At 60.5% G+C, this 19,536-nt stretch carries 18 protein-coding genes; 3 read left to right on the forward strand and 15 right to left on the reverse strand.

Annotation, left to right across the window (positions count from 1 at the left end):
* Nucleotides 1–26 precede the first annotated feature (26 nt).
* From ACP7BS_RS07120 to ACP7BS_RS07145, 6 genes are all read right to left on the reverse strand, one after another.
* A complete protein-coding gene (locus ACP7BS_RS07120; protein WP_426229055.1) occupies nt 27–434 on the reverse strand; it encodes a hypothetical protein in 408 nt (135 codons plus the stop codon).
* 145 nt (nt 435–579) lie between these two features.
* Nucleotides 580–1,668: an ABC transporter ATP-binding protein gene (locus ACP7BS_RS07125; protein WP_426123712.1), complete on the reverse strand. Its 1,089-nt coding sequence runs from the start codon at nt 1,666–1,668 to the stop codon at nt 580–582.
* A gap of 60 nt (nt 1,669–1,728) precedes the next feature.
* Nucleotides 1,729–3,381 carry an alpha-glucosidase gene (locus ACP7BS_RS07130; RefSeq protein WP_426237233.1) on the reverse strand — a complete coding sequence of 551 codons (1,653 nt, stop codon included), beginning with the start codon at nt 3,379–3,381 and terminating at the stop codon, nt 1,729–1,731.
* Between the two features lie 44 nt (nt 3,382–3,425).
* On the reverse strand, nt 3,426–4,571 hold the full coding sequence (locus ACP7BS_RS07135) for a carbohydrate ABC transporter permease (RefSeq protein WP_426237235.1): 1,146 nt from the start codon (nt 4,569–4,571) through the stop codon (nt 3,426–3,428).
* 1 nt (nt 4,572) lies between these two features.
* On the reverse strand, nt 4,573–5,583 hold the full coding sequence (locus ACP7BS_RS07140; RefSeq protein ID WP_060504665.1) for a carbohydrate ABC transporter permease: 1,011 nt from the start codon (nt 5,581–5,583) through the stop codon (nt 4,573–4,575).
* 312 nt (nt 5,584–5,895) lie between these two features.
* On the reverse strand, nt 5,896–7,254 hold the full coding sequence (locus tag ACP7BS_RS07145) for an ABC transporter substrate-binding protein (RefSeq protein ID WP_426237237.1): 1,359 nt from the start codon (nt 7,252–7,254) through the stop codon (nt 5,896–5,898).
* 296 nt (nt 7,255–7,550) lie between these two features.
* On the opposite strand from ACP7BS_RS07145, the gene ACP7BS_RS07150 reads away from it, so the two are divergent.
* A complete protein-coding gene (locus ACP7BS_RS07150; RefSeq protein ID WP_426229058.1) occupies nt 7,551–8,582 on the forward strand; it encodes a LacI family DNA-binding transcriptional regulator in 1,032 nt (343 codons plus the stop codon).
* Between the two features lie 22 nt (nt 8,583–8,604).
* Here the strand turns inward: ACP7BS_RS07150 and folD are convergent, their stop codons facing one another.
* Both folD and ACP7BS_RS07160 read right to left on the reverse strand, forming a co-directional pair.
* Nucleotides 8,605–9,504: a bifunctional methylenetetrahydrofolate dehydrogenase/methenyltetrahydrofolate cyclohydrolase FolD gene (gene folD, locus ACP7BS_RS07155; protein WP_426237239.1), complete on the reverse strand. Its 900-nt coding sequence runs from the start codon at nt 9,502–9,504 to the stop codon at nt 8,605–8,607.
* A 186-nt stretch (nt 9,505–9,690) separates the two neighbouring features.
* A complete protein-coding gene (locus ACP7BS_RS07160) occupies nt 9,691–11,790 on the reverse strand; it encodes a GumC family protein (protein WP_426237241.1) in 2,100 nt (699 codons plus the stop codon).
* Nucleotides 11,791–11,975: 185 nt separating this feature from the next.
* Here ACP7BS_RS07160 and ACP7BS_RS07165 point away from each other — a divergent pair, with 185 nt between their 5' ends.
* Nucleotides 11,976–13,241, forward strand: coding sequence for a lipopolysaccharide biosynthesis protein (locus ACP7BS_RS07165; RefSeq protein WP_426237243.1), 1,266 nt, complete (start codon nt 11,976–11,978; stop codon nt 13,239–13,241).
* A gap of 4 nt (nt 13,242–13,245) precedes the next feature.
* Here ACP7BS_RS07165 and ACP7BS_RS07170 read toward each other — a convergent pair whose 3' ends face one another.
* Genes ACP7BS_RS07170 through ACP7BS_RS07180 form a run of 3 tightly spaced genes read right to left on the reverse strand, consistent with a single transcriptional unit; the run spans nt 13,246 to nt 16,225 of the window.
* The gene (locus ACP7BS_RS07170; RefSeq protein WP_426229062.1) at nt 13,246–14,124 is read right to left on the reverse strand and encodes a DUF6492 family protein; all 879 of its coding nucleotides are present in this window, start codon (nt 14,122–14,124) and stop codon (nt 13,246–13,248) included.
* A gap of 11 nt (nt 14,125–14,135) precedes the next feature.
* Complete coding sequence (locus ACP7BS_RS07175; protein ID WP_426229063.1) at nt 14,136–14,951, reverse strand: WecB/TagA/CpsF family glycosyltransferase; 816 nt, start codon at nt 14,949–14,951, stop codon at nt 14,136–14,138.
* A complete protein-coding gene (locus ACP7BS_RS07180) occupies nt 14,948–16,225 on the reverse strand; it encodes a glycosyltransferase family 4 protein (protein WP_426237245.1) in 1,278 nt (425 codons plus the stop codon). The genes ACP7BS_RS07175 and ACP7BS_RS07180 overlap by 4 nt, the downstream gene beginning before the upstream one ends.
* A gap of 159 nt (nt 16,226–16,384) precedes the next feature.
* Here ACP7BS_RS07180 and ACP7BS_RS07185 point away from each other — a divergent pair, with 159 nt between their 5' ends.
* The gene (locus ACP7BS_RS07185; protein ID WP_426237247.1) at nt 16,385–17,374 is read left to right on the forward strand and encodes a glycosyltransferase family 2 protein; all 990 of its coding nucleotides are present in this window, start codon (nt 16,385–16,387) and stop codon (nt 17,372–17,374) included.
* A 19-nt stretch (nt 17,375–17,393) separates the two neighbouring features.
* On the opposite strand, the gene ACP7BS_RS07190 is transcribed toward ACP7BS_RS07185, so the two are convergent.
* From ACP7BS_RS07190 to ACP7BS_RS07205, 4 genes are all read right to left on the reverse strand, one after another.
* Nucleotides 17,394–17,963: a hypothetical protein gene (locus tag ACP7BS_RS07190; RefSeq protein WP_426237249.1), complete on the reverse strand. Its 570-nt coding sequence runs from the start codon at nt 17,961–17,963 to the stop codon at nt 17,394–17,396.
* Nucleotides 17,963–18,331, reverse strand: coding sequence for a hypothetical protein (locus tag ACP7BS_RS07195; RefSeq protein WP_426229067.1), 369 nt, complete (start codon nt 18,329–18,331; stop codon nt 17,963–17,965). Before ACP7BS_RS07195 ends, ACP7BS_RS07190 begins: the two co-directional genes overlap by 1 nt.
* Nucleotides 18,332–18,437: 106 nt before the next feature.
* Nucleotides 18,438–19,001: a rod-binding protein gene (locus ACP7BS_RS07200; protein WP_426237251.1), complete on the reverse strand. Its 564-nt coding sequence runs from the start codon at nt 18,999–19,001 to the stop codon at nt 18,438–18,440.
* A gap of 120 nt (nt 19,002–19,121) precedes the next feature.
* The gene (locus ACP7BS_RS07205; RefSeq protein ID WP_426237253.1) at nt 19,122–19,535 is read right to left on the reverse strand and encodes a hypothetical protein; all 414 of its coding nucleotides are present in this window, start codon (nt 19,533–19,535) and stop codon (nt 19,122–19,124) included.
* Between the last annotated feature and the right edge of the window lies 1 nt (nt 19,536).

A 19,536-nucleotide genomic window follows, 5' to 3' on the forward strand; every position in this document is an offset into this window, starting at 1 on the left:
GCAACCATGGCGATAGGAAGAGGAAATCAGCGGTAGATATCGAGTACGCGGTTGCGATGGTTCGGGTGCGTCGAATAGACGAAGATGCGGTTGAGGTCGCGCTCGGACATCAGGCGCAGGAAGCGCGCCTCGATGATGTTGTTGGCATGCACGCGCTTGACGATGCAGCCGACCATGCCGATGCGGGCACTGGGAACATCGAGATAGAAATTCTGCGGCAGCTTGAATTGCGTGGCGATACCAATAACAGCGCTGCTTTTCGATATTTTCAAGAGTTCGCAGCGGCGCGAGGTGAGGTTGAGCATGCCGTTTTCGGTATACTCGATCCGGGCATCGTTGCGCGTGTCCTCCATCGGGAAATTGGCTTCCCGATCGTACATGAAGGACTCTTCCTTGCTGAGATATGTCGGTCTATCGGATGCCTGTCCCCGCATCTTTCTGCTCCACGCCCTTTGTTTTTTGAAACTTTAGCGGCGGAGATTTAACAGAGCGTGAGTCGGTGACCGATTCTCACACGACACGCATAAAAAAACCGCCCAGACCTACAGCCCAGGCGGGTTTTAAACATTCCGCCCCGTTCTAAGTCCGGTAGCTTTTTCCGCCCGCATCGAAAAGATGCAGCTTTGCCTTATCGGCGGTGAAGCGCACCTTCTCGCCGCGCTTGATGTCGAGGATACCCGGCACCTTGGCGATGATCGGCTCGTTGGCAACGAGCCCTTCGATATAGAGCAGCGTCACTTCGCCCAGCGCCTCGATGATGGCGACAGTGCCTTCGAACAGGAAGCTGTCGCCGGTCGAGACGCGCAGGTCTTCCGGCCGCACGCCGAAGCTTGCCGCCTTGCCGTTTTCGGAAGCCGCTGTTGGAATATCGAGAACATCCGTCTTGCCGCCAGGCAATTCGACCGTGGTCTCGGCACCGGTTCCGACGATCTTGGCCGGGATGATGTTCATCGCCGGCGAACCGATGAAGCGGGCAACGAACAGATTGGCCGGACGCTCATAGAGTTCCAACGGCGGACCGACCTGCTCGATGTGACCGGCCGAGAGCACGACGATGCGGTCGGCAAGCGTCATCGCCTCGACCTGGTCGTGGGTCACGTAGATCATCGTCGTATCCGGCATGGATTCGTTGAGCTTGGCGATCTCGATGCGGGTGGCAACACGCAAAGCGGCATCGAGGTTCGACAACGGCTCGTCGAACAGGAAGACTTTCGGATCGCGGCAGATGGCCCGGCCGATGGCGACGCGCTGGCGCTGGCCGCCGGAAAGCGCCTTGGGCAGACGGTCGAGGTATGCGGTCAGCTGCAGGATATCGGCAGCAGCGCGGACGCGGCGGTCGATTTCTTCCTTCGATTCCTTGGCGATGCGCATGCCGAAGGCCATGTTGTCATAGACCGTCATATGCGGATAAAGCGCATAGGACTGGAAGACCATGGCGATCCCGCGCTGCGATGGCGGCACCTCGTTGACCAGCCGTTCGGCGATGTACATTTCCCCGCCGGAGATTTCCTCAAGGCCGGCAATCATCCGCAACAGCGTCGACTTTCCGCAGCCGGACGGTCCGACGAAAACGACGAACTCGCCCTGTTTGATATCCAGATCGATGCCATGGATGACATCCACCGCGCCATAGGACTTGCGGATATTCTTCAGTTGCAAACCTGCCATGTCATCCTCCCCTTCATTCTCTCGTTCTTATCGACATCCGTGGATGCCGGCTTGTTCCGTTTATTGGACGCGGGCGAAAAAGCCGCTCCAGGCCGGTAGCGTGATCTTGTTTTCGCTCAGTTGCGATCCGAAACCGTGGCCTTCGAGCACTTCGAGCCTTTCAATCGGCCGCTCGACGGTCACTGTTTCGCCGCTCATGTTGAACAGGCACAGGATCGTCTCATTGCCGAACGTCCGCTCGAAGCCGAGCAGGGGCGCTTCGTAGGCGCGAAACTCGATCTCCCCCTTGGCAAAGGCCAGATGCTGTTTGCGGAAGGCCAGGAAACGCCGGTAGTGGTTGAGCACCGAGTTCGGGTCCGTCTGCTGCACCGATACGGCGCTGCGTACATGATCCGGCGGGACTGGCAGCCATGGCTTGCCGGTGCTGAAACCGCCATTGACGGCATCCTTGTCCCAAACCATCGGCGTGCGGCAGCCGTCGCGGCCCTTGAAATCCGGCCAGAACTGGATGCCGTAGGGATCCTGCAGGTCTTCGAAGGCGAGATCGGCTTCCGTCAAGCCAAGTTCTTCGCCCTGATAGATGCAGACCGAGCCGCGCAGGGTCATCAGCAGGCTGGCGAGGAATTTCGCATGCGCCTGATGATCGGCGATACCCTGGCCCCAGCGGGTAACGTGGCGCACGACGTCATGGTTGGAAAACGCCCAGCAGGCCCAGCCTTCGGGGGCTGCACGGGCAAAGTCATGCAGCACCTGCGCTACACCAGCCGGCGTCAGCGGATCCGGCGCCAGAAACTCGAAGGCGTAGCACATGTGCATCTTGTCATTGCCGGACGTATATTGCCCGGCAATCTCGAGACCGATCTGGCTGTCGCCGACTTCACCGACGGCGGCGATTGCCGGAAACTCGTCCATCACGGCGCGGAAGCGCTTGAGGAATGCAAGGTTTTCCGGGCGGTTCTTGTCGTAGAGATGTTCCTGATAGTTGTACGGATTGACCGCCGGTGCAGTGTTGGCGTTGCGGCGTTCCGGCGCCAGCGCCGGGTTGTCGCGCAGTTCCAGATCGTGGAAGTAGAAATTGATCGTATCCAGCCGGAAACCATCGACGCCGCGTTCCAGCCAGAAGCGTTCGACGGCCAAAAGCGCATCCTGAACCTCGGGACTGTGCAGGTTGAGGTCCGGCTGCGAGGTCAGGAAGTTGTGCATGTAATACTGCAGCCGCGTCGGGTCCCATTGCCAGGCCGAGCCGCCGAAGATCGACATCCAGTTGTTCGGCGGCGTGCCGTCCGGCTTGGAATCCGACCAGACATACCAATCGGCCTTCGGATTGAAGCGGCTGGAACGGCTCTCGACGAACCACGGATGCTGATCCGAGGTATGGGAGAGAACCAGATCGATCATCACGCGGATGCCGAGGCGGTGGGCCTCGGCGATCAGCGCGTCGAAATCGGCAAGCAGGCCGAAGATCGGATCGACGCCGGTATAATTCGACACATCATAGCCGAAATCCTTCATCGGCGAGGTGAAGAACGGCGAGATCCAGATCGCATCGACACCGAGCGAGGCGACATGCGGCAGGCGGGCGGTGATGCCCTTCAAGTCGCCGATGCCATCGCCGTTGCTGTCCTGGTAGGAGCGCGGATAGATCTGGTAGATCACCGCGCCACGCCACCAGTCCCGGTCGGGCTGCAATGTCGAACCACTTGCCTGGGTCATGCTCGTATTCATTCCTGTAGACGTCCTTGTACTATCGAAAAGTCTCAGCCGCCCTTGACCGATCCCGCCAGCAGGCCGCGCACGAGGTAGCGCTGCAGGGTGAAGAAGACGATCAGGGGCACGATGATGGTGATGAAGGCCGAGGCCGTGAGGATTTCCCAGTTGCCGCCGCGCGAGCCGAGTAGGTTGACCAGACGGCCGGTGAGCACCAGCTCGTCGTTGCCGGTTCCGAGGAACACCATGGCGACCAACAGATCGTTCCAGGTCCAGAGGAACTGGAAGATCGAGAAGGATGCCAGCGCTGGGAACGACAGAGGCAGGATGATCTTGATGAAGATGTCGAAATCGCTGGCGCCATCGACGCGGGCCGATTCCATGATTTCGCGTGGCAGGCCGGCCATGTAGTTGCGCAGCAGATAGATGGCGAGCGGCAGGCCGAAGCCCATATGCGCCAGCCAGATGCCGACATAGGTCTTGGCCGGAACACCGAGAAACGCACCGACGCCATTGTAGAGTTTCAAGAGCGGGATCAGCGACATCTGCAAGGGCACGACCAGAAGGCCGACGACCACGGCGATCAGGATGGCCCGGCCGGGAAACTTCATCCAGGCCAATGCGTAAGCCGCAAAGGCTGCGACGAGGATCGGGATGATCGTGGCGGGAATGGCGACGGTCAGCGAGTTGATGAAAGACGAACCGATGCCGGCGGCGCGCATGACTTCACGATAATTGTCGAAGGTGAAGCGTGGCGGGACGGCGGCGGTATAGAAGATACGCTGGCCGCGCGAGCCTTCCATGCGGGCCGGCGAAACGATCTCGTAACTGCCGTCGTCCTTGACGGTCAATGTCTGGCCGTCGCCGATGTCGGCGACCGCGCCGGCCTCGAATGCAGTGGGCTGCAGGGGCCGGAAACCGAAGGCGGAAACCTTCGCATTGCTGCTCTCCAGAAGATTGCCGGCGATGACGAACTTGCCGTCACGTTCGACCTGCTCGTCGGGCGAGGCGGCGCGGCCGGTCAGGTTCTGCGACGACGTGGATAGAGCCGTCCACCAGCCGGACACGGCAAGCTGGTCCTTGTCGCGCAGCGACGAAATCAACAGGCCGGCGGTCGGCAGGGTCCAGAGGACGACGAGCAGGATGACGGAAATATGGACGACCCAGACCAGTGGCGAGCGGGAAGAAGCAATCATCTCAGTGGCCCTCCATTTCCTTGGCAGCGTTGCGGATGTTCCAGATCATGATCGGGATCACCAGCACCATGATGATGACGGCGATCGCAGCACCGCGACCGAAGTCACCGCCACCGCGGAACATCCAGTCGAACATCAGATTGGCGAGAACCTGGCTTTGCCACTGCCCGTTGGTCATGGCGAGCACGATGTCGAAGACCTTGAGCACCAGGATGGTGATGGTGGTCCAGACGACGGCGATCGTGCCCCACATCTGCGGGATCATGATCTTGAAGAAAATCTGCAATCCGTTGGCGCCGTCGATGACGGCAGCCTCGATGGTTTCTTCCGGGATGCCGCGCAGGGCGGCCGAGAGGATGACCATGGCAAAGCCGGTCTGGATCCAGATCAGGATCACCATCAGGAAGAAATTGTTCCAGAAGGGCAGCGTCACCCAGGCTTCCGGGGTGCCGCCGAAATAGACGACGACGGCGTTCAGGAGGCCGATCTGAGCGGTGCCTTCGGCGCGGTAGTCGTAGATGAATTTCCAGATGACCGAGGCGCCGACGAAGGAGATCGCCATCGGCATGAAGATCAGCGTCTTGGCGATATTGCCCCACCAGATGCGATCGGTCAGAGCTGCAATGATCAGGCCGAAGAATGTCGCTGCGGCCGGCACGACGAGCAGCCAGAGGAAATTGTTGTAGATCGACTGACGGAATTCGCCGTCGTTGAACATCCAGATGAAATTGTTCAGGCCGACGAAATTCTCGCCCGCCCTGTCATGCAGACTGAGCCAGACGGAGGCGATCACCGGATAGATCAGGTAAATGGTCAGCGACAACAGCGCCGGACCGAGGAAAAGCCATGGCCGGATGGCATTGGTGATGCGCAGGTTGCGCGAGGCGACCGGACCCGTCAAACCCTTCGACGGAAAGAGCTTGTCAAGGATCCAGTTCGTGCCGAAGAAATAGGCGGCGCAGCCGAGAACCCCGGCGGCCATCGTGGCGATGGCGAATATCAACTGCTGCATGGCAACTTCCTCCCCCAGGAATGTAAGGCCGGATACGCGGCCTGCCTGCCCTTGTTGCGTCAATATCCCGGCCTTTCGGGAGATCACACGCGACCAGAATAGTCACACCGTTTGTTTTGCCTTAACCGGATATGCGGCTGGCAAGGGTGCGTTCATTCAAAAGGGCTTCTTGTGTCAGCTTTCCCCGAGCCGTTCCACCGCACCCACTCTACCGAGCGGCTGGGCAGGCGGCATTTCAGGCCCGGCAGTCTTTTGATTTCGGCTCCGGGATATTTCGCCCGGAGCCGCTTTTAGATGAACAGGCTGGCGATCCTACTTGATCGAATCCCATGCCTTCTGGATGCCGTCAGAGACGTCCTTGGCCGACTTGCCGCCGACATAATCGACCATGCCGGTCCAGAATGCGCCGGCGCCAATCTTGCCGGGCATCAGGTCCGAACCGTCAAAGCGGAAAGTCGTGGCGTTCAGCAGGATTTCGCCCTGCTTCTTCATCGGGCCGTTGGCATAGGCATCCTTGTTGGCGCTTTTCAACGGCGTCAGGAAGCTCGACTGAGCCATCCAGACTTCATGCGCGATCGGCGTTTCGAGGAACTCGATGAAGGCGCGAGCCGCCGGAGTGTCCTTGGTGATCATCGCCAGCGTACCAGCGCCGAGCACCGGATTGCCGAGGTCCGGCTTGCTGGCGTAAGGCGGCATGTAGAAGAAGTCCGCGTCTTCGCCGACCTTGGTGCCTTCCGGGAAAAACGATGGAATGAACGATGCCTGATGGTGCAGGTAGCACTTCGGCGGCGAGGCAAACAGACCCTTCGGGCTGTCGCGGAAGTCGGCGGAGGCAACGGCTGCTGCACCGCCATCGACATTCTTGTCGTTCTTGGCAAACCAGCCGAATTCATCGATGGCGCCGACGACGGCCGGATCGTTGAACGGGATCGCGTTGGTGACCCATTTGTCATAGACCTCGGCCGGCTGCGTGCGCAGCATCATGTCCTCGACCCAGTCGGTGGCCGGCCAGCCGGTTGCACCGCCGGAACCCAGACCAATGCACCACGGCGTGCCGCCATCGGCGACGATTTTTTCCGTCAGGGCCTTCAGTTCTTCCATGGTCCTCGGAATTTCATAGCCCGAATCCTCGAAATTTTCCGGCACGTACCAGACCAGCGACTTCACGTCGATCTTGTAGGGGAATGCGTAGAGTTCCTTCTTGCCGTCCTTGCCGGCATAGGTCGATAGATCGACCCAGGACTGGCCAGCGGCATAATTGTCGAGCAGCCACTTTTGGGTCTTTTCGCCAAGCGGCGTCAGGTAACCCTTCGACGCCAGATCGGCGATCAGGCCCGGCTGCGGCAGGATGGCGACATCCGGAGGGCTGCCGGCCTGGGTGTCGATGACGATCTGCTGTTCGTAGTTTTCGGACGAGGAATATTTCACCTCGACGCCGGTCGCGTCGCGGAAATAGTCGAGCATGGACTCGGCCAGCGCTTCGTCTTCACCGCGCCATGGACCAAAGATGGTCAGCGTCTGACCCTTCAGGTCATGGCTCTTCTTGAACTCTTCGAAGCTTGCCCAGTTGAACTTGGAATCTTCGCCCGGCTTGAATTTCAGTTCGGCCGCATGCGTGGCTCCTGCCACAAGCGCAAGCGCCGCCACTCCCAACAAGAATGTTCTCTTCACGTCATTTCCTCCCAAGAAAGACCCGACCCATTGATGCCGGGCGAACACCACAGCGCCGCCAAAATTCAAAGCGCTTTGAGTTTGCTAACAAACCATTGCGATAGGTATCAAGTCAAGAGCTTTCCCGCAACGGTCGAACAAAGGCCTCTTTCCTGCAGTGCAGCGAAGGTTTGCGCTGCACTGAAGCTGATTTTTCTGGTTGATGAGCAAAGCCGATGATACAAAATTCGTCGCGCATGAAGATTGAAAGCAAAAACAAAATAAAAATCAAAGCGCTTTGGGAGTGCGCGCTTGTCATGAACGTGAATTTGAAGCAGCTGGCGGAGATGTTGGGCCTGTCGCAAACGACAGTCAGCCGGGCGCTCAACGGTTATCCGGAAGTCAACGCCGAAACGCGCCAGCGAGTCCTGAATGCCGTGCGCGAAACCGGCTACCGGCCGAACCGCGCCGCCCAAAGGCTGGCGACAGGCCGGGCCGGATCGATCGGACTGGTGATGCCGATCGCCCGGGGCATCGATTCCGACGTGCATTTCGGCGAATTTCTGGCCGGCCTCGGTGAAGAATCCGTCCGGCACGATTTTCATTTCGTCATCAATCCGAGCGCACCCGACGACGAGGAATCCACTTTCAAGCGGCTGGCCGCCAGCGGCAATGTCGATGCGCTGTTTCTCGCCTATGTGCGTGCCAATGATCCACGCATCGCCATGCTGAAATCTCTGTCGATTCCGTTCGTCGTCCATGGCCGGGCGATCGACCAGCCGGCCGATTATCCGTTTCTGGATATCGACAATACCGGCGCCTTTTATGACGCAACCCGCCTGCTCATCCAGTTGGGACACCGGCGGATCGCGCTGATCAACGGGCCGGGAAACCTGACCTTCTCCATTCGCCGCATGAAGGGGATGCGGCGCGCGCTTGAGGAAAACGGACTGCGGTTCGATGAAGGCCTGGTGCAGAATTCGTTGATGACCGACGAATACGGGCACCGGGCCATGCAGCAATTCCTCGAGCGGGATCAGCCTCCGACCGCCGTCCTCTGCTCCAGTACCGTGATCGCGCTCGGCGCAGTCAGGGCGATCAACCGGGCCGGCCTGCACATGGGCAGCGATATTTCGCTGATTGCCCATGACGACGTGCTGCCGATGCTGAAGCCCGAAAACTTCAGCGTGCCGTTGACCACGACGCGCTCATCCCTGCGCGCGGCCGGCGCGCGGATCGCTACCCGGCTGATTTCGCGCATTCTCAAGACCGGCGAATATCCGGAGCAGGAACTGTGGCGCACGGAACTAATCGTCAGAGCCTCGACAGGCCCTGCTCCGAAATCTTAAGGCCGCAGCCTTCCGCGCGCGATCAGAACTTCGGCGCGGTCTTGCCGGCCTTGCGATAGGCGGCGATCACCGTGTTGGCCATCAGCATGGCGATGGTCATCGGACCGACCCCGCCGGGCACCGGCGTGATGACTGCAGCAACTTCAGCGCATTCCTCAAAGGCGACATCGCCGACCAGGCGGGACTTGCCCTCGCCTTTTTCCGGCGCCGCGATGCGGTTAATGCCGACATCGATGACGGTGGCGCCGGGCTTGATCCAATCGGCCTTGACCATTTCCGGACGGCCGACGGCGGCGACCAGGATATCGGCGTTGTGGCAGACGGCGGCCAAGTCCTTGGTGCGCGAATGGGCGATGGTTACCGTCGCATTGGCGGCCAGCAGCAGCTGTGCCATCGGCTTGCCGAACAGGTTGGAGCGGCCGATGACGACGGCGTTGAGGCCTGACAGGTCCTCGCCATGCGTGCGCTTGACGAAGACCATGGCGCCGGCCGGGGTGCAGGATACGAGGCCGCCATCGAGATCGCCGGTCGCCAGCTTGCCGGCATTGACGACATGCAGACCGTCAACGTCCTTTTCCGGCAGGATGGACTGGATGATGGCTTCCGAATTGAAATGTTTCGGCAGAGGCAACTGCACGAGAATGCCGTGAAGCGTTTCGTCCTTGTTGAGTGTCTGGACCAGAGCGGCCAGCTCTTCCTGCGTCGTCTCTTCCGGCAGCGTGTGCTGGACCGAGGTGAAGCCGCACTCCTTGGCCATCTTGCTCTTGGAAGAGACGTAGGCGTGGCTTGCCGGGTCGTTGCCGACGATGACGACAGCGAGACCGGTCTTGACGCCGGTCTGTTCGGTCAATGCCTGCGATGCGGTTTTCACGGCATCGATCACCGACGCTGCAACTTCTCTGCCATCAATCACGGTCGTCACGGTGCTCTCCCAGATTCTCGTTTGTTCTGTTCACTCTAGTTTCAGCAAAAAATAACGGTCGCCTCAATGCGTCCTATGCTGTCCAGATCGAATAAATTCAAGGCTGATCCGCGAAAGGCCGGAGAAATGCCGCCGATGCCCGCATTTTCCATCATCGCTGAGGGGATCGTCTGAGACAGGATTTCACTACCGCCGGCCGCCGGCCCGCAGTTTGGCGTAGTGCTCGACGCGGGACCGTAGAGCCCGCAGGTTTTCCTGGACCTCCGCCATATCCCGATCGTCCGTATCACTGTCCTGCATCTGGCGCAGATAATCCTGCAGACTTGCCGATGCAGCATCGGTGCGCTGGGGGAAGGCATTGAGCGCTGCGGCAGATGCCGCTGCGTGATGCGCCGATGGCATGCGCGTTCGATGCTCGACGGGCGCAGGCAACAGGTCTTCGATATTCTTCGGCGTGCCCGGGCCATCCGGATGATGATCGTCATGGCCGGGCGGATCCCTCTGTGGAACCACGACAGCTGGCCGGCTCGACCGCTGCAACAAATCGCTTATGCTCCGGTAAGCGCCGAGCGCGATGCCCAACCCGACCCCGGCCATGAAGCCGAAAATCATGCCGCCTATGGCGATCAGCTTGCGTGACGGCCCGGTGGGCTGAAGCGGCGGTTGCGCCGACGAGATCACACGGATGTTCTTCGAGGTCAGCTTTTCCTCCTGGCCGGTTTCGCTTGCCCGCTTGAGGAAGGATTCGTAGATCGTCCGCGTCGCGTTGGCCTTGCGCTCCAGTTCCCGCAGCTCGATAAAGCCGGTGGACGAATTCATCTGCTGCGCCTTCTGGACCGCCAGCTGCTGGACGAGATCTTTTTCGGTCCGGATCGCCCGGTCGAGCTCGGTCTGGGCCGTCGCTTCGATGCGGCGAAGCTCGTTGCCGATTTCGGAGCGCGCGACATGAAGCGACTTGACGGCAGCCAGCCGTTGCGGATGACGCGGGCCAAGGCTCGCATCCAGCGCGCCCAACTGCGCGCGCGCCTCGGAATATTGCTTGCGCAGTTCCTGAAGCGTCACGGAACTGACCTCTTCCGGGAATGCGCCGCTCAGCACATCGTTCAACCCGATCTTCGTGGCGATATCAACTTTCGCCCGAGCATCAGCGATGCGGTTGCGCACGGCGCCGACCTGATCGTTGAGGGCCAGCAATTGCTTATCGAAGATCAGCTCGCCGGCAGCGCCGACGATGTCGTGCTCGGCCTTGAAGCTCTCGACGGCGTTTTCCGCTGCATCGAGCTCCTTGCGCAACTCGGCCAGCCGGCTGTCGAGCGCCCGCGTCGTGCGCTGGAAGAAGCCGGATTGGGCTGCCTGCTCCTCATTGAGAAAGGTCGAAACGAGGCGATTGGTGATCAGTGCGGACTTGGCCGGATCCCGGCTCTTGACCTCGATGGTGACGATAAAGGTTTTCGGATCACGCGACACGGCGACCGCATCGCTGAGTTTTTCCAAAGTGCGCGGATTGACCCCGGACGCGGGCGCCGGCGCGGCCTTGCCGGGGGAAACGATATCGCGGATGACGTCAATGCCGGCGGCAAAGCCGCCCTTGCCTGTAGAGACGCCGCCAAATTCAGCATCGCGGTCGAGCCCCAGATCGATGGCGACCTTTTCCAGAACCGTTCGCGACCGCAGCACTTCGAGCTGACTGTCGACCAGCGCCAGGAGCGCTTCGGTGGCCAGGCTTTCCTTGGAAAGATCGGAATCCGTCAAGCGGACTTCGCGCGGATCGACATAAAGCTTGCTCTGGGAAACATAGACGCTCGGGGTGGACATCGCGAGCAACACGCCACCGATCGCGCCGGCGACCGTCAGCCCCACGATGGTCTTTCGAACCTGCCAGACAGATCTCATGATCGTGGCGATGTCGATCAGCGGCCGATTCTGACGCTCTCCATAATAGGCGTCTAGATCGTCCATCGGCGACGGGACGGCAGCTTCGGCTTGAAATGGGCTGTCCTGTGCAGCCGCTGTCTTTTCACCCTTGAACCAATCCCTAAACCGCCCGGCAGCTTTTTCCAGGCCCGCCTTGGCCGGCTCCCCTGCCGGCTGCTGCCGAACGCCGGATGTTTTCGGCTTGACGGTGGGGCTGCCCAGACGCTCGAGCAACTCGCCGGTAGTGCGCGCAACCGGCGCTCCGGTTCGCGTCTGCGCGCGGGAACGCGAAGACGCGTCCCCGGCATTCGACCCAAGATCGGCGGGGGAGCGACGCACCACAGTCCGTTTGTTGTCTTCCGGATCGAACATCAATGCCTGCAAACGCCCGCACCGGGGCAAAGTGACGAATTGTGAACGAAGCATAAGTTTTTGTGGAAAACAAACCGTTAACAGACAGCAGGTTGCGGGCCGCACATGGAGGGAAATTCCCAAGGCCAAACAGCTCATTAAGCTTTCCCGGTTAGAAACGGGAACAGCACATCCGGACGCCACTCGTGATCGATTTCGCCAAGACCCTCTACGCACGCAACCGCAGCGTTATCAACGCCTATATCTCGATGACGAGCGGGTCTGCGGGCAGGCTTGTGCTGTCGCTGGTCTATTTCATCTGCATTGCCAACGGGCTTTCGATCGCGGAATTCGGCCTGTTTGCCACCGCATCGGCCGCCGGCATCATGATCTCGCGCGTGCTTGCCTTCGGCTTCATGTCCCCGCTCTACCGGGTCGCCACCGTCAAACCCTTGCTGGTGGGTACCTATAGTGCAGGCTTTGCTGCCGGTGCGCTGCTGTCTCTGCCCTTGATCGCCGTTCTCTCCCTAGCGGTCTATTATGCCGTTTTCGCAGGCGATATCGCGCTTGTGGTGTTCCTGGCTTTCATGGCCGCGGAAATTCTCTGCTGGCGTGGCCTGGAGGTCGTGGTCATCGTCCTCAACGGTCTCGGCCGGTTTGGCCGCGCCGCCCTTCTGGTGGTGATCGGCACCGGCATCCGCACCGCCGCCGCACTGGCATTCTCTCTGTCGCAGCCGGCATCACTTGGCACCTGGTCGCTGTTCTACCTGGGTGCCAACCTACTTGCGCTGCTGATCGCGCTTATCTGGTTCTTTCCGAAAGTCCGGCTTCGCTGGCGGCCGGCGCTCTATGTCCGCCGCTGGGCGGATTCGGTCACGGTCGCCGGGGCGGAGGTGCTGTTCTACATCCAGTCGGAATTCGACAAGATCGCGGTGCTGGCGATCGGCGGGCCAGAGGTTTCGGGCATTTACGCGATCATCATGCGGCTTGCCGACTTGACGGCGCTGCCGGTGCGTTCGTTCAACACGCTTCTGGTGCAGAAGATCATGCGCACGCCGGCAACGATCTCATCCTGGCGCACCCGGCTGACGATCGAGACATTGGTGGCGGCCATATCCTTGCTGGCGATAGCCGCCATGGCGGTCTACCTCTGGATCTTCCCGCGTGGGCTGGGGAACAACGTCGCGCAGGCAGCGCCTTATCTGATGGCGGTGCTGCTGGTGCCATCGTTCCGCAACCTTGTCGAATATCACTCCGAACTGCTCTATGCGACCGGCCGCACGGTGCGCCGGATGGTCAACCTGGTGATCGCGGGGATCGTCAAGGTGTCCTTGCTCGCCATCGTCTTCAAGACCAGCACGGATGTCGCCTATTGGGCGCCGCTGCTTAACGGCGTCTATCTGGCCCTGTATGCCGCGTCCTTCGCCCTCACCTACACGGCCCTGCGGCGCGAAACCGGGCGGGTCATCTGACGGATCAGGCGGCGCGTTCGAGAACGATATTGCGGATATCGGCAAGATCGTGACCGACAAAGGACTGGACGCCGATGCCGATCTGATGCGGCGCCATTTCGCGCATGAAATGCCGGAGACCGCCGATATCACGCGCATAGCTGTCGTCAAACCAGAGCACGTGGCAGAGCCCGTCCGGTGAGGCGCTGTGCCCCTGCCCCATCAGCACTTCATCGACGAAACGGCCATAGATCAGGCATTCCGAAAACTGGCGCGAGCGAAGGAAGGCGCGTATCCAGTTTCGGCCGTGAAGGGCCTCGATATGGTCGAGCAGAGCCCGGCAGGTGTCGGTGCGCCAGGCAATCAGCGTATTGATGTAATCATTGGCCGGCAGGCTGAAGGGACCGATCCCCAGCAGCCGGTCGGAATGAGCAAGCCATTCGAGATGGTTGGAGCGCATGCGCTCGCCGATCGCGCCATCCTTGCGGTAGAGCGTCAGGCGGTCGCCTTGCCAGAGATCGGCCGGATCGAAATCACGCAACAGAACCACATCGGAATCGACGGCGAACATCGTCGCCTCGCCGATATGCCGCGCCAGCGCCAGCCGGCGCAGTTGCTGCGCATGCCAGCCGCGCAGCGGCAGGCTGTAAGGGTTTATCCAGAGCTTGCGCCGGCCCGCCGAGAGCGGGTCTGGAATGGCGCGCAGCCACCACGGCAGGAGATCGCTCTCGCTGATGACCTGCCGCCGCGAACCTTCCAACTGCCGGAAGAGTGCGACGTCGAAGGGCGCCACCAGCAGATAATGAACCCAATCGCCCTTCAGCCGCATGTCCATGCTTTCGCACAGCAGCCGGCAGCGCTCGAAATCATTGGCGTAGGAGGCCGTAACGACAGCAGTGCGCATGATGGTTTCCGTTAGAACGATCGCGACCCGGCGCGCTGACCGCCGACTTGCGGCGGCGGCTGACGCCCATTCAGCTTATGGCGGAGAACATAATATATGAACAACGGGTTTCCGAGCAGATAACGCCGCCACAGCCGGCGTGGCTCCTGGACCAGCCGGTGCAGCCATTCCAGGCGCAGACGCCGGACGACGGGAGAGGCGCGCGGCACTTCCTCGGCCATGAAATCGAACAGCGCGCCGACGCTGATCACCAGCCGCGCGTGGCCGGGACCGACATGGCGGTCGATCCATTTTTCCTGCTTCGGGCTGCCCATCGCGATCAACAGGATATCCGGCTTCACAGCGCGAACCTTGGCCATGACCTCGTCGGATTGCGCCGGGTCGAAAAACCCGTCGGAAACGGCGATGAACTCGTGCCATGGCGCGTGTTTCTGAAAGTTTTCGGCAGCGCGCTTGAGCACGTCCGGACGTGCGCCGACCATGGCGATGCGCCTCGGTGTCGTCATATAGGTCATCAGCGCCGGGACGAAATCGGTGCCATTCAGATTGGCCGGGAACGTCTTTCCATGGAACAGCCAGGAGGCGAGATCGACGCCATGCCCGTCGGGCAAAACGATGTGCCGGTTGAGCACGGCGCGGTATTCCGGATCCTGCATCATCAGGTTGGCATTGTGGGCGTTGAGGAACGATATCACCGTCTGCCCGATCGGCAGCGAGGCGATTTCGTCGGCAAAGGCGAAGGCGTCGGCCCAGCCGAAATCGCAGACCGGTATGTCGAGGATCATGCGCTGCGAGGCGACGATCGATGTCCCCGGGAAAACGTTCATCGGGATTGCCCCCCCTCATGCACTGCAAGGCCGTAAGGTGCGCCGGCAGTTTTGCTTGCCCGCTGCCGTGCTTCGTCTCTCGTCAAGGCGAGGTCGGATGCGACGGCAGGCATTCCGAACCGCGACAAGCCCTCATCCAGCGTCTCAAGCAGCCTGGTTTTCTGCGCCTGATGAAAAACCGATCCCGACAGACGCTGGCGATTGCCCGTCCGCACCTGCGCAACTTTTTCGACCAGCAGTTTTGCGAATTCGGCGGGATCGTCGGCAACCGCGCAATTGCCGGGAAGTGCGTCGATGCCGCGCAAGGATGCGCGCGTCGCGACACAGGGCATGCCGAGTTCGAAGGTCTCGATGGTCTTCAACTGCACGCCCGTACCGCCACGGCTGATCAGTGGCAGAACGGCACCGGATTCGACGAAGGCACGTGCGTCAGGCACCCGGCCGAGCAGGCGTATCCCCGGATGGGAAATGGCTGGCGCGTCCGGCAACTGGCCGGCAATGCCGATCGACATGCCGGCCGGCAGCAGCGGCACCACTTTCGAGAGAAACCAGTCGAGGCCGATCCGGTTCGAATGCCAGCTCCAGGTTCCGATCAAAGCCAGATCGTATTCCGGCGATTTTTCCGGACCGGTCGCGGCAAGATCCCATCGGGTTACCAGCGGCAAGACGGTTGCACGAGTGGCGACGGCGTGGCCAAACCCGAGGCGATCCGCCTCCGCAAAGGTCCATACCGCCGAGGCGGCTCGTGTCAGTGTCCGTTCAAGCCGGTCGAGGTAATGCGCTTCGCGCTTGAACAGCCACCGCTCCAACAGACCGGATGCGGTGGCAGCGTTTTCCCGCGCCGAACCGGCCTCGACATTGTGGGCGATGTAGATCGTCTTGTGTTTCTGGAATGAGGCGGCAAAGGCTCCGGGCAGTTGCACGGAGTTGAGAACGATGCCGTCGAACGGCTGCAGGCGCTGCAACAGCGTTTCCATATACGCGCGGCTGGTCTCCAGCATCTTCGCCGAGGACAGCGTCGTGCGATGAAGACCGGCCTTTGCCAGCCAGCGCAATTTGGTCGCTGCGCCGACCTTGGCATTGGTGACCTCCAGCTCGCCCAGCAGATGCACGTCCTCGCCGCCAGCAGCGGTCTGCCCCGGCTGCAGATAGCCGATCACGCTCACCCTGTGGCCAAGGGCGCGAAGACCATCGAAGACGGCCCGGTTGGCGATGTCGAACCCTGACGAAGGGTTTTTCACCGGTACCAGCGAGGAAACGAAGACCAGATGCATGCTGTCACGCGAGCCTTGAGAACAATTGCCCGACTGTAGCAACACGGCGTGAAGCGAGCTTTAAGCCATTCATTCGAAAGCGAATTCGGAGATTCAGCATCTGTTTAGGAACATTTGCTTTAGTGCTTGCCAGTTTCCCGCCTTCAACAGGTACCCGCCATGACCCCGCCCGCCCAGGATGTGACCGAATTTTATAGGACGGCGGTGGATGACAATGACAGCATCGAGCTCGTCGTCACGCTGCCAACGTTCCGGCGCCCCGAGCATCTGCTGAAAACCCTGAGAACCGTTATTTCACAGGCCCCCGGCTGTCCCTTCGCCATCGTCGTGATGGAGAACGACGTGGTCGGACTGGAAGGGGCGAACGCTGCAAAAATGTTCTTTGCCGACCACCGGGTCAACGCGCTGGTGGTGATCGCGCATCAGCGCGGCAATTGCCATGCGTACAATGCCGGCTGGTCGATGGCGCTTGCCCACTATCCCAACCTGCAGGCCATCGCCGTGATCGACGACGACGAATTGGCAGCCCCCGATTGGCTCGACAGTCTCGTTTCGGTACATCGGCAGACGCGGGCTGACCTGATCGGCGGGCCTCAGCTTCCCGATTTCGAGGACAAGACCCGCCATGACCGCAAGCGGCATCCGGTCTTCATGCCCCACTATGACACGACTGGGCCTGTTGCTATCCTCTATTCATCGGGGAATGTGCTGATCACGCGACATGTGCTCGACGCCATGCCGCGACCATTCCTCGACCCATTGTTCAACTTCATCGGCGGGGGAGACAGCGACTTCTATCGCCGGTGCAAGGAAAACGGGTTTTCTTTTGCCTGGGCGGCGGAAGCCTGGGTGGCCGAGACCATTCCGGCACGGCGGACGGAACTGTCGTGGATCAGATCGCGCAGTCTGCGAAACGGGGCAATTTCCGCTTTGCTGGAACACCGCGCAGCCCCAGGCCTTGCCGGACGGGCGAGAACGATCGCCAAATCGCTGGCCCTTTTGGCCGCCTCGCCGTTTCGCGGCATTTCACTTTGGAAATCATCCGGCCTGCCATCGGCAGGGCTCTACCATTTTTATGTGGCGTGCGGGCGTTTAATGATGGAGTTCGGCTTCGTCAACGAACAATATCGCAACCCGGAGAAAAACTGAACCGCACCTGTTCGCCGGCTCAATGGCCGGCAGCTGCGGCGCGTTTTTCGCTTTCCGGCATCTGATCGTGGGCGGTGTCGCCGTTCTTGTCGACGATCGGCACAGGCTTGCGCTGTTTTTCATTCGCCGCATTGGCAACGCGGGCAACATCGGCCTTCGACAGATATTCGAGCTGCTCGACCAGAACCTGAAAGATCACCTCGTCATGCAGTTGTTTGTTCAACTGGTCCTTGACGATCGTCTTGAAACTGGCGAGGTCGAAATTGCTGGTATCGGCGACGTTGATCAGTTTCTGGCCGACCAGAATGTCGAACAAGGCATTGGTCACCGATTGCTTGAACGGCACTTCCATGTTCTTGGCCTTGGCCTTGTCGACCGAGAACGAGAGCTTGGTGAGGAAGTAACCCTGCACCGCGCCGTCGGTGATCACCGGAACGGTGATCAGCTCGCCGGGTATATATTCCTGCAATGCGCGGCGTTCTGCCTCCGCATCCGATTCCACCGGTGCCGAGGCATGCTGGATCGAAAAATAGACGGATCCGAGCGATACGGCGCAAATCCAGACACCGGTGAAAACAAGCTTCAACATCAGAAATCGCCGTAGCGGAACTGCTGTTCGGTGTAGATGCCATCCGCGTCGGCGTCCTGGACGGCAGCCTTCAGCAGGTCGACCACCGAACGGCAGGCTTCCATATGGGCGTTCACCTTCTGCGAATTGGTCATCAGCTTGGTCTGGATGTGCCGGGTCTGCGACACGAATGCCGGCGAAATTTCATCCGGGGAAGCGTCGCGATGAAGCATCGTCAGTTCGTAGAGGCAGCGGCTCTTGCGGGCGTTCGACGTTTTCAGGTCAAAACTCGGATCGACGCCGATGCGGGTATTCTCGTTGTCGAGGATCATTTCGAGACGGCCCAGCACGTTCTGGATACGTACGTCACTCGATGCTGCAACTTCCATCATTTGGCTCCCATTGGCGCTGTCGGCACGCTGGGTCCAATCCCCTGGCGTGATATATGCGCGAAACTTCTGTACAAGGTCAGTCCGGCCGATGACCGGTCTCGCCTCAGGCTTGATCGTTAGTGTCTTGCGTGCCCATGAAATTGGCGACCGCCTTGCGCTCGTATTCCTGCACCATGCTCAGCGCGACATTGCTGCTATTGCCGTCGAGCGAGGCGCTGACCCGGTTGGGGCCTTCGCCGACAATGCGGTCCGTGACCATGCGCTCGGCGATGCCGACACCATCGCCCTGCGCCATGACGTTGCCGATCTGCTCGGCCATCATGCTCTTCCACATGTCGCCGGACGTACCCTTGCCGTAAACCTCTTCGCTTTCGGAGGGCAGCATCGACTTGACGAAGTTCTGCAGCACCATGGCCTCGAACTTGCGATAGCTTTCCGGGATTTTCTTGGCCTCGGCCCGATTGGTGATGTCGCCAAGGCTGTTGGTCGGGCTGTCCTGATTGAGAACTGCGACCGTGTTGGCGAAGCCGGTTCCGTTCTCGGCGAGGCTCGTCGCCTGGAATGCGGCGCGATTGGCCTTCAACCGCGCCTGCGCTTCCTGAACTTGAGCCGGATCGGCGGCGCGCACGACATCCAGCACAAGGTCGCTTGGAGGAGAAATGGCCATGCGGTATCCTCTCGGTCACGGAGTCTGCCGCAAGCGCCTTATGAACGCCTGAGATAACTCCATAAAATCAGCATCTTGGGGAACAGTTCGGCCGCAAAAGGCCGCTGCTCCTGAGCCGTACTATGACCGGCCAACCTTACCGGAAGCTGGTGATCCGCTCATCACATGCTGATCGAGGAGATCGTAGATGGCGTCGTCCGCTTCAGTCCGGTCTTCCAGAACGCGGGCGTCCTTCATGTTTTCCTCGAGCCGGTCGCCCTTTGCCCGCTCCTTCAGAACCCGGGCCTCATGCCCCTGCTGGATATCCAGAAGCATCTGGTCCTTCATCGCAAGGCGGCCGAGCTGCGAGGCATAATGCCCGGAAAACATCGCGTGCAACGGGCTTGCCGACCCCATGGCGTCCACCACCACATCAATGGTTTCAGCCAGATCACGGCGTTGCCTGGCGGTTTCCGCCCGCTCGTTTTCCGCCATCTGTTCCAGATGCCGCTGAACGACGACAAGGCGCTTGAGTTTTTCGGACCGGCTTTTCATG

The organism is Pararhizobium sp. DWP1-1-3 (assembly GCF_049896125.1).
Taxonomy (GTDB): domain Bacteria; phylum Pseudomonadota; class Alphaproteobacteria; order Rhizobiales; family Rhizobiaceae; genus Pararhizobium.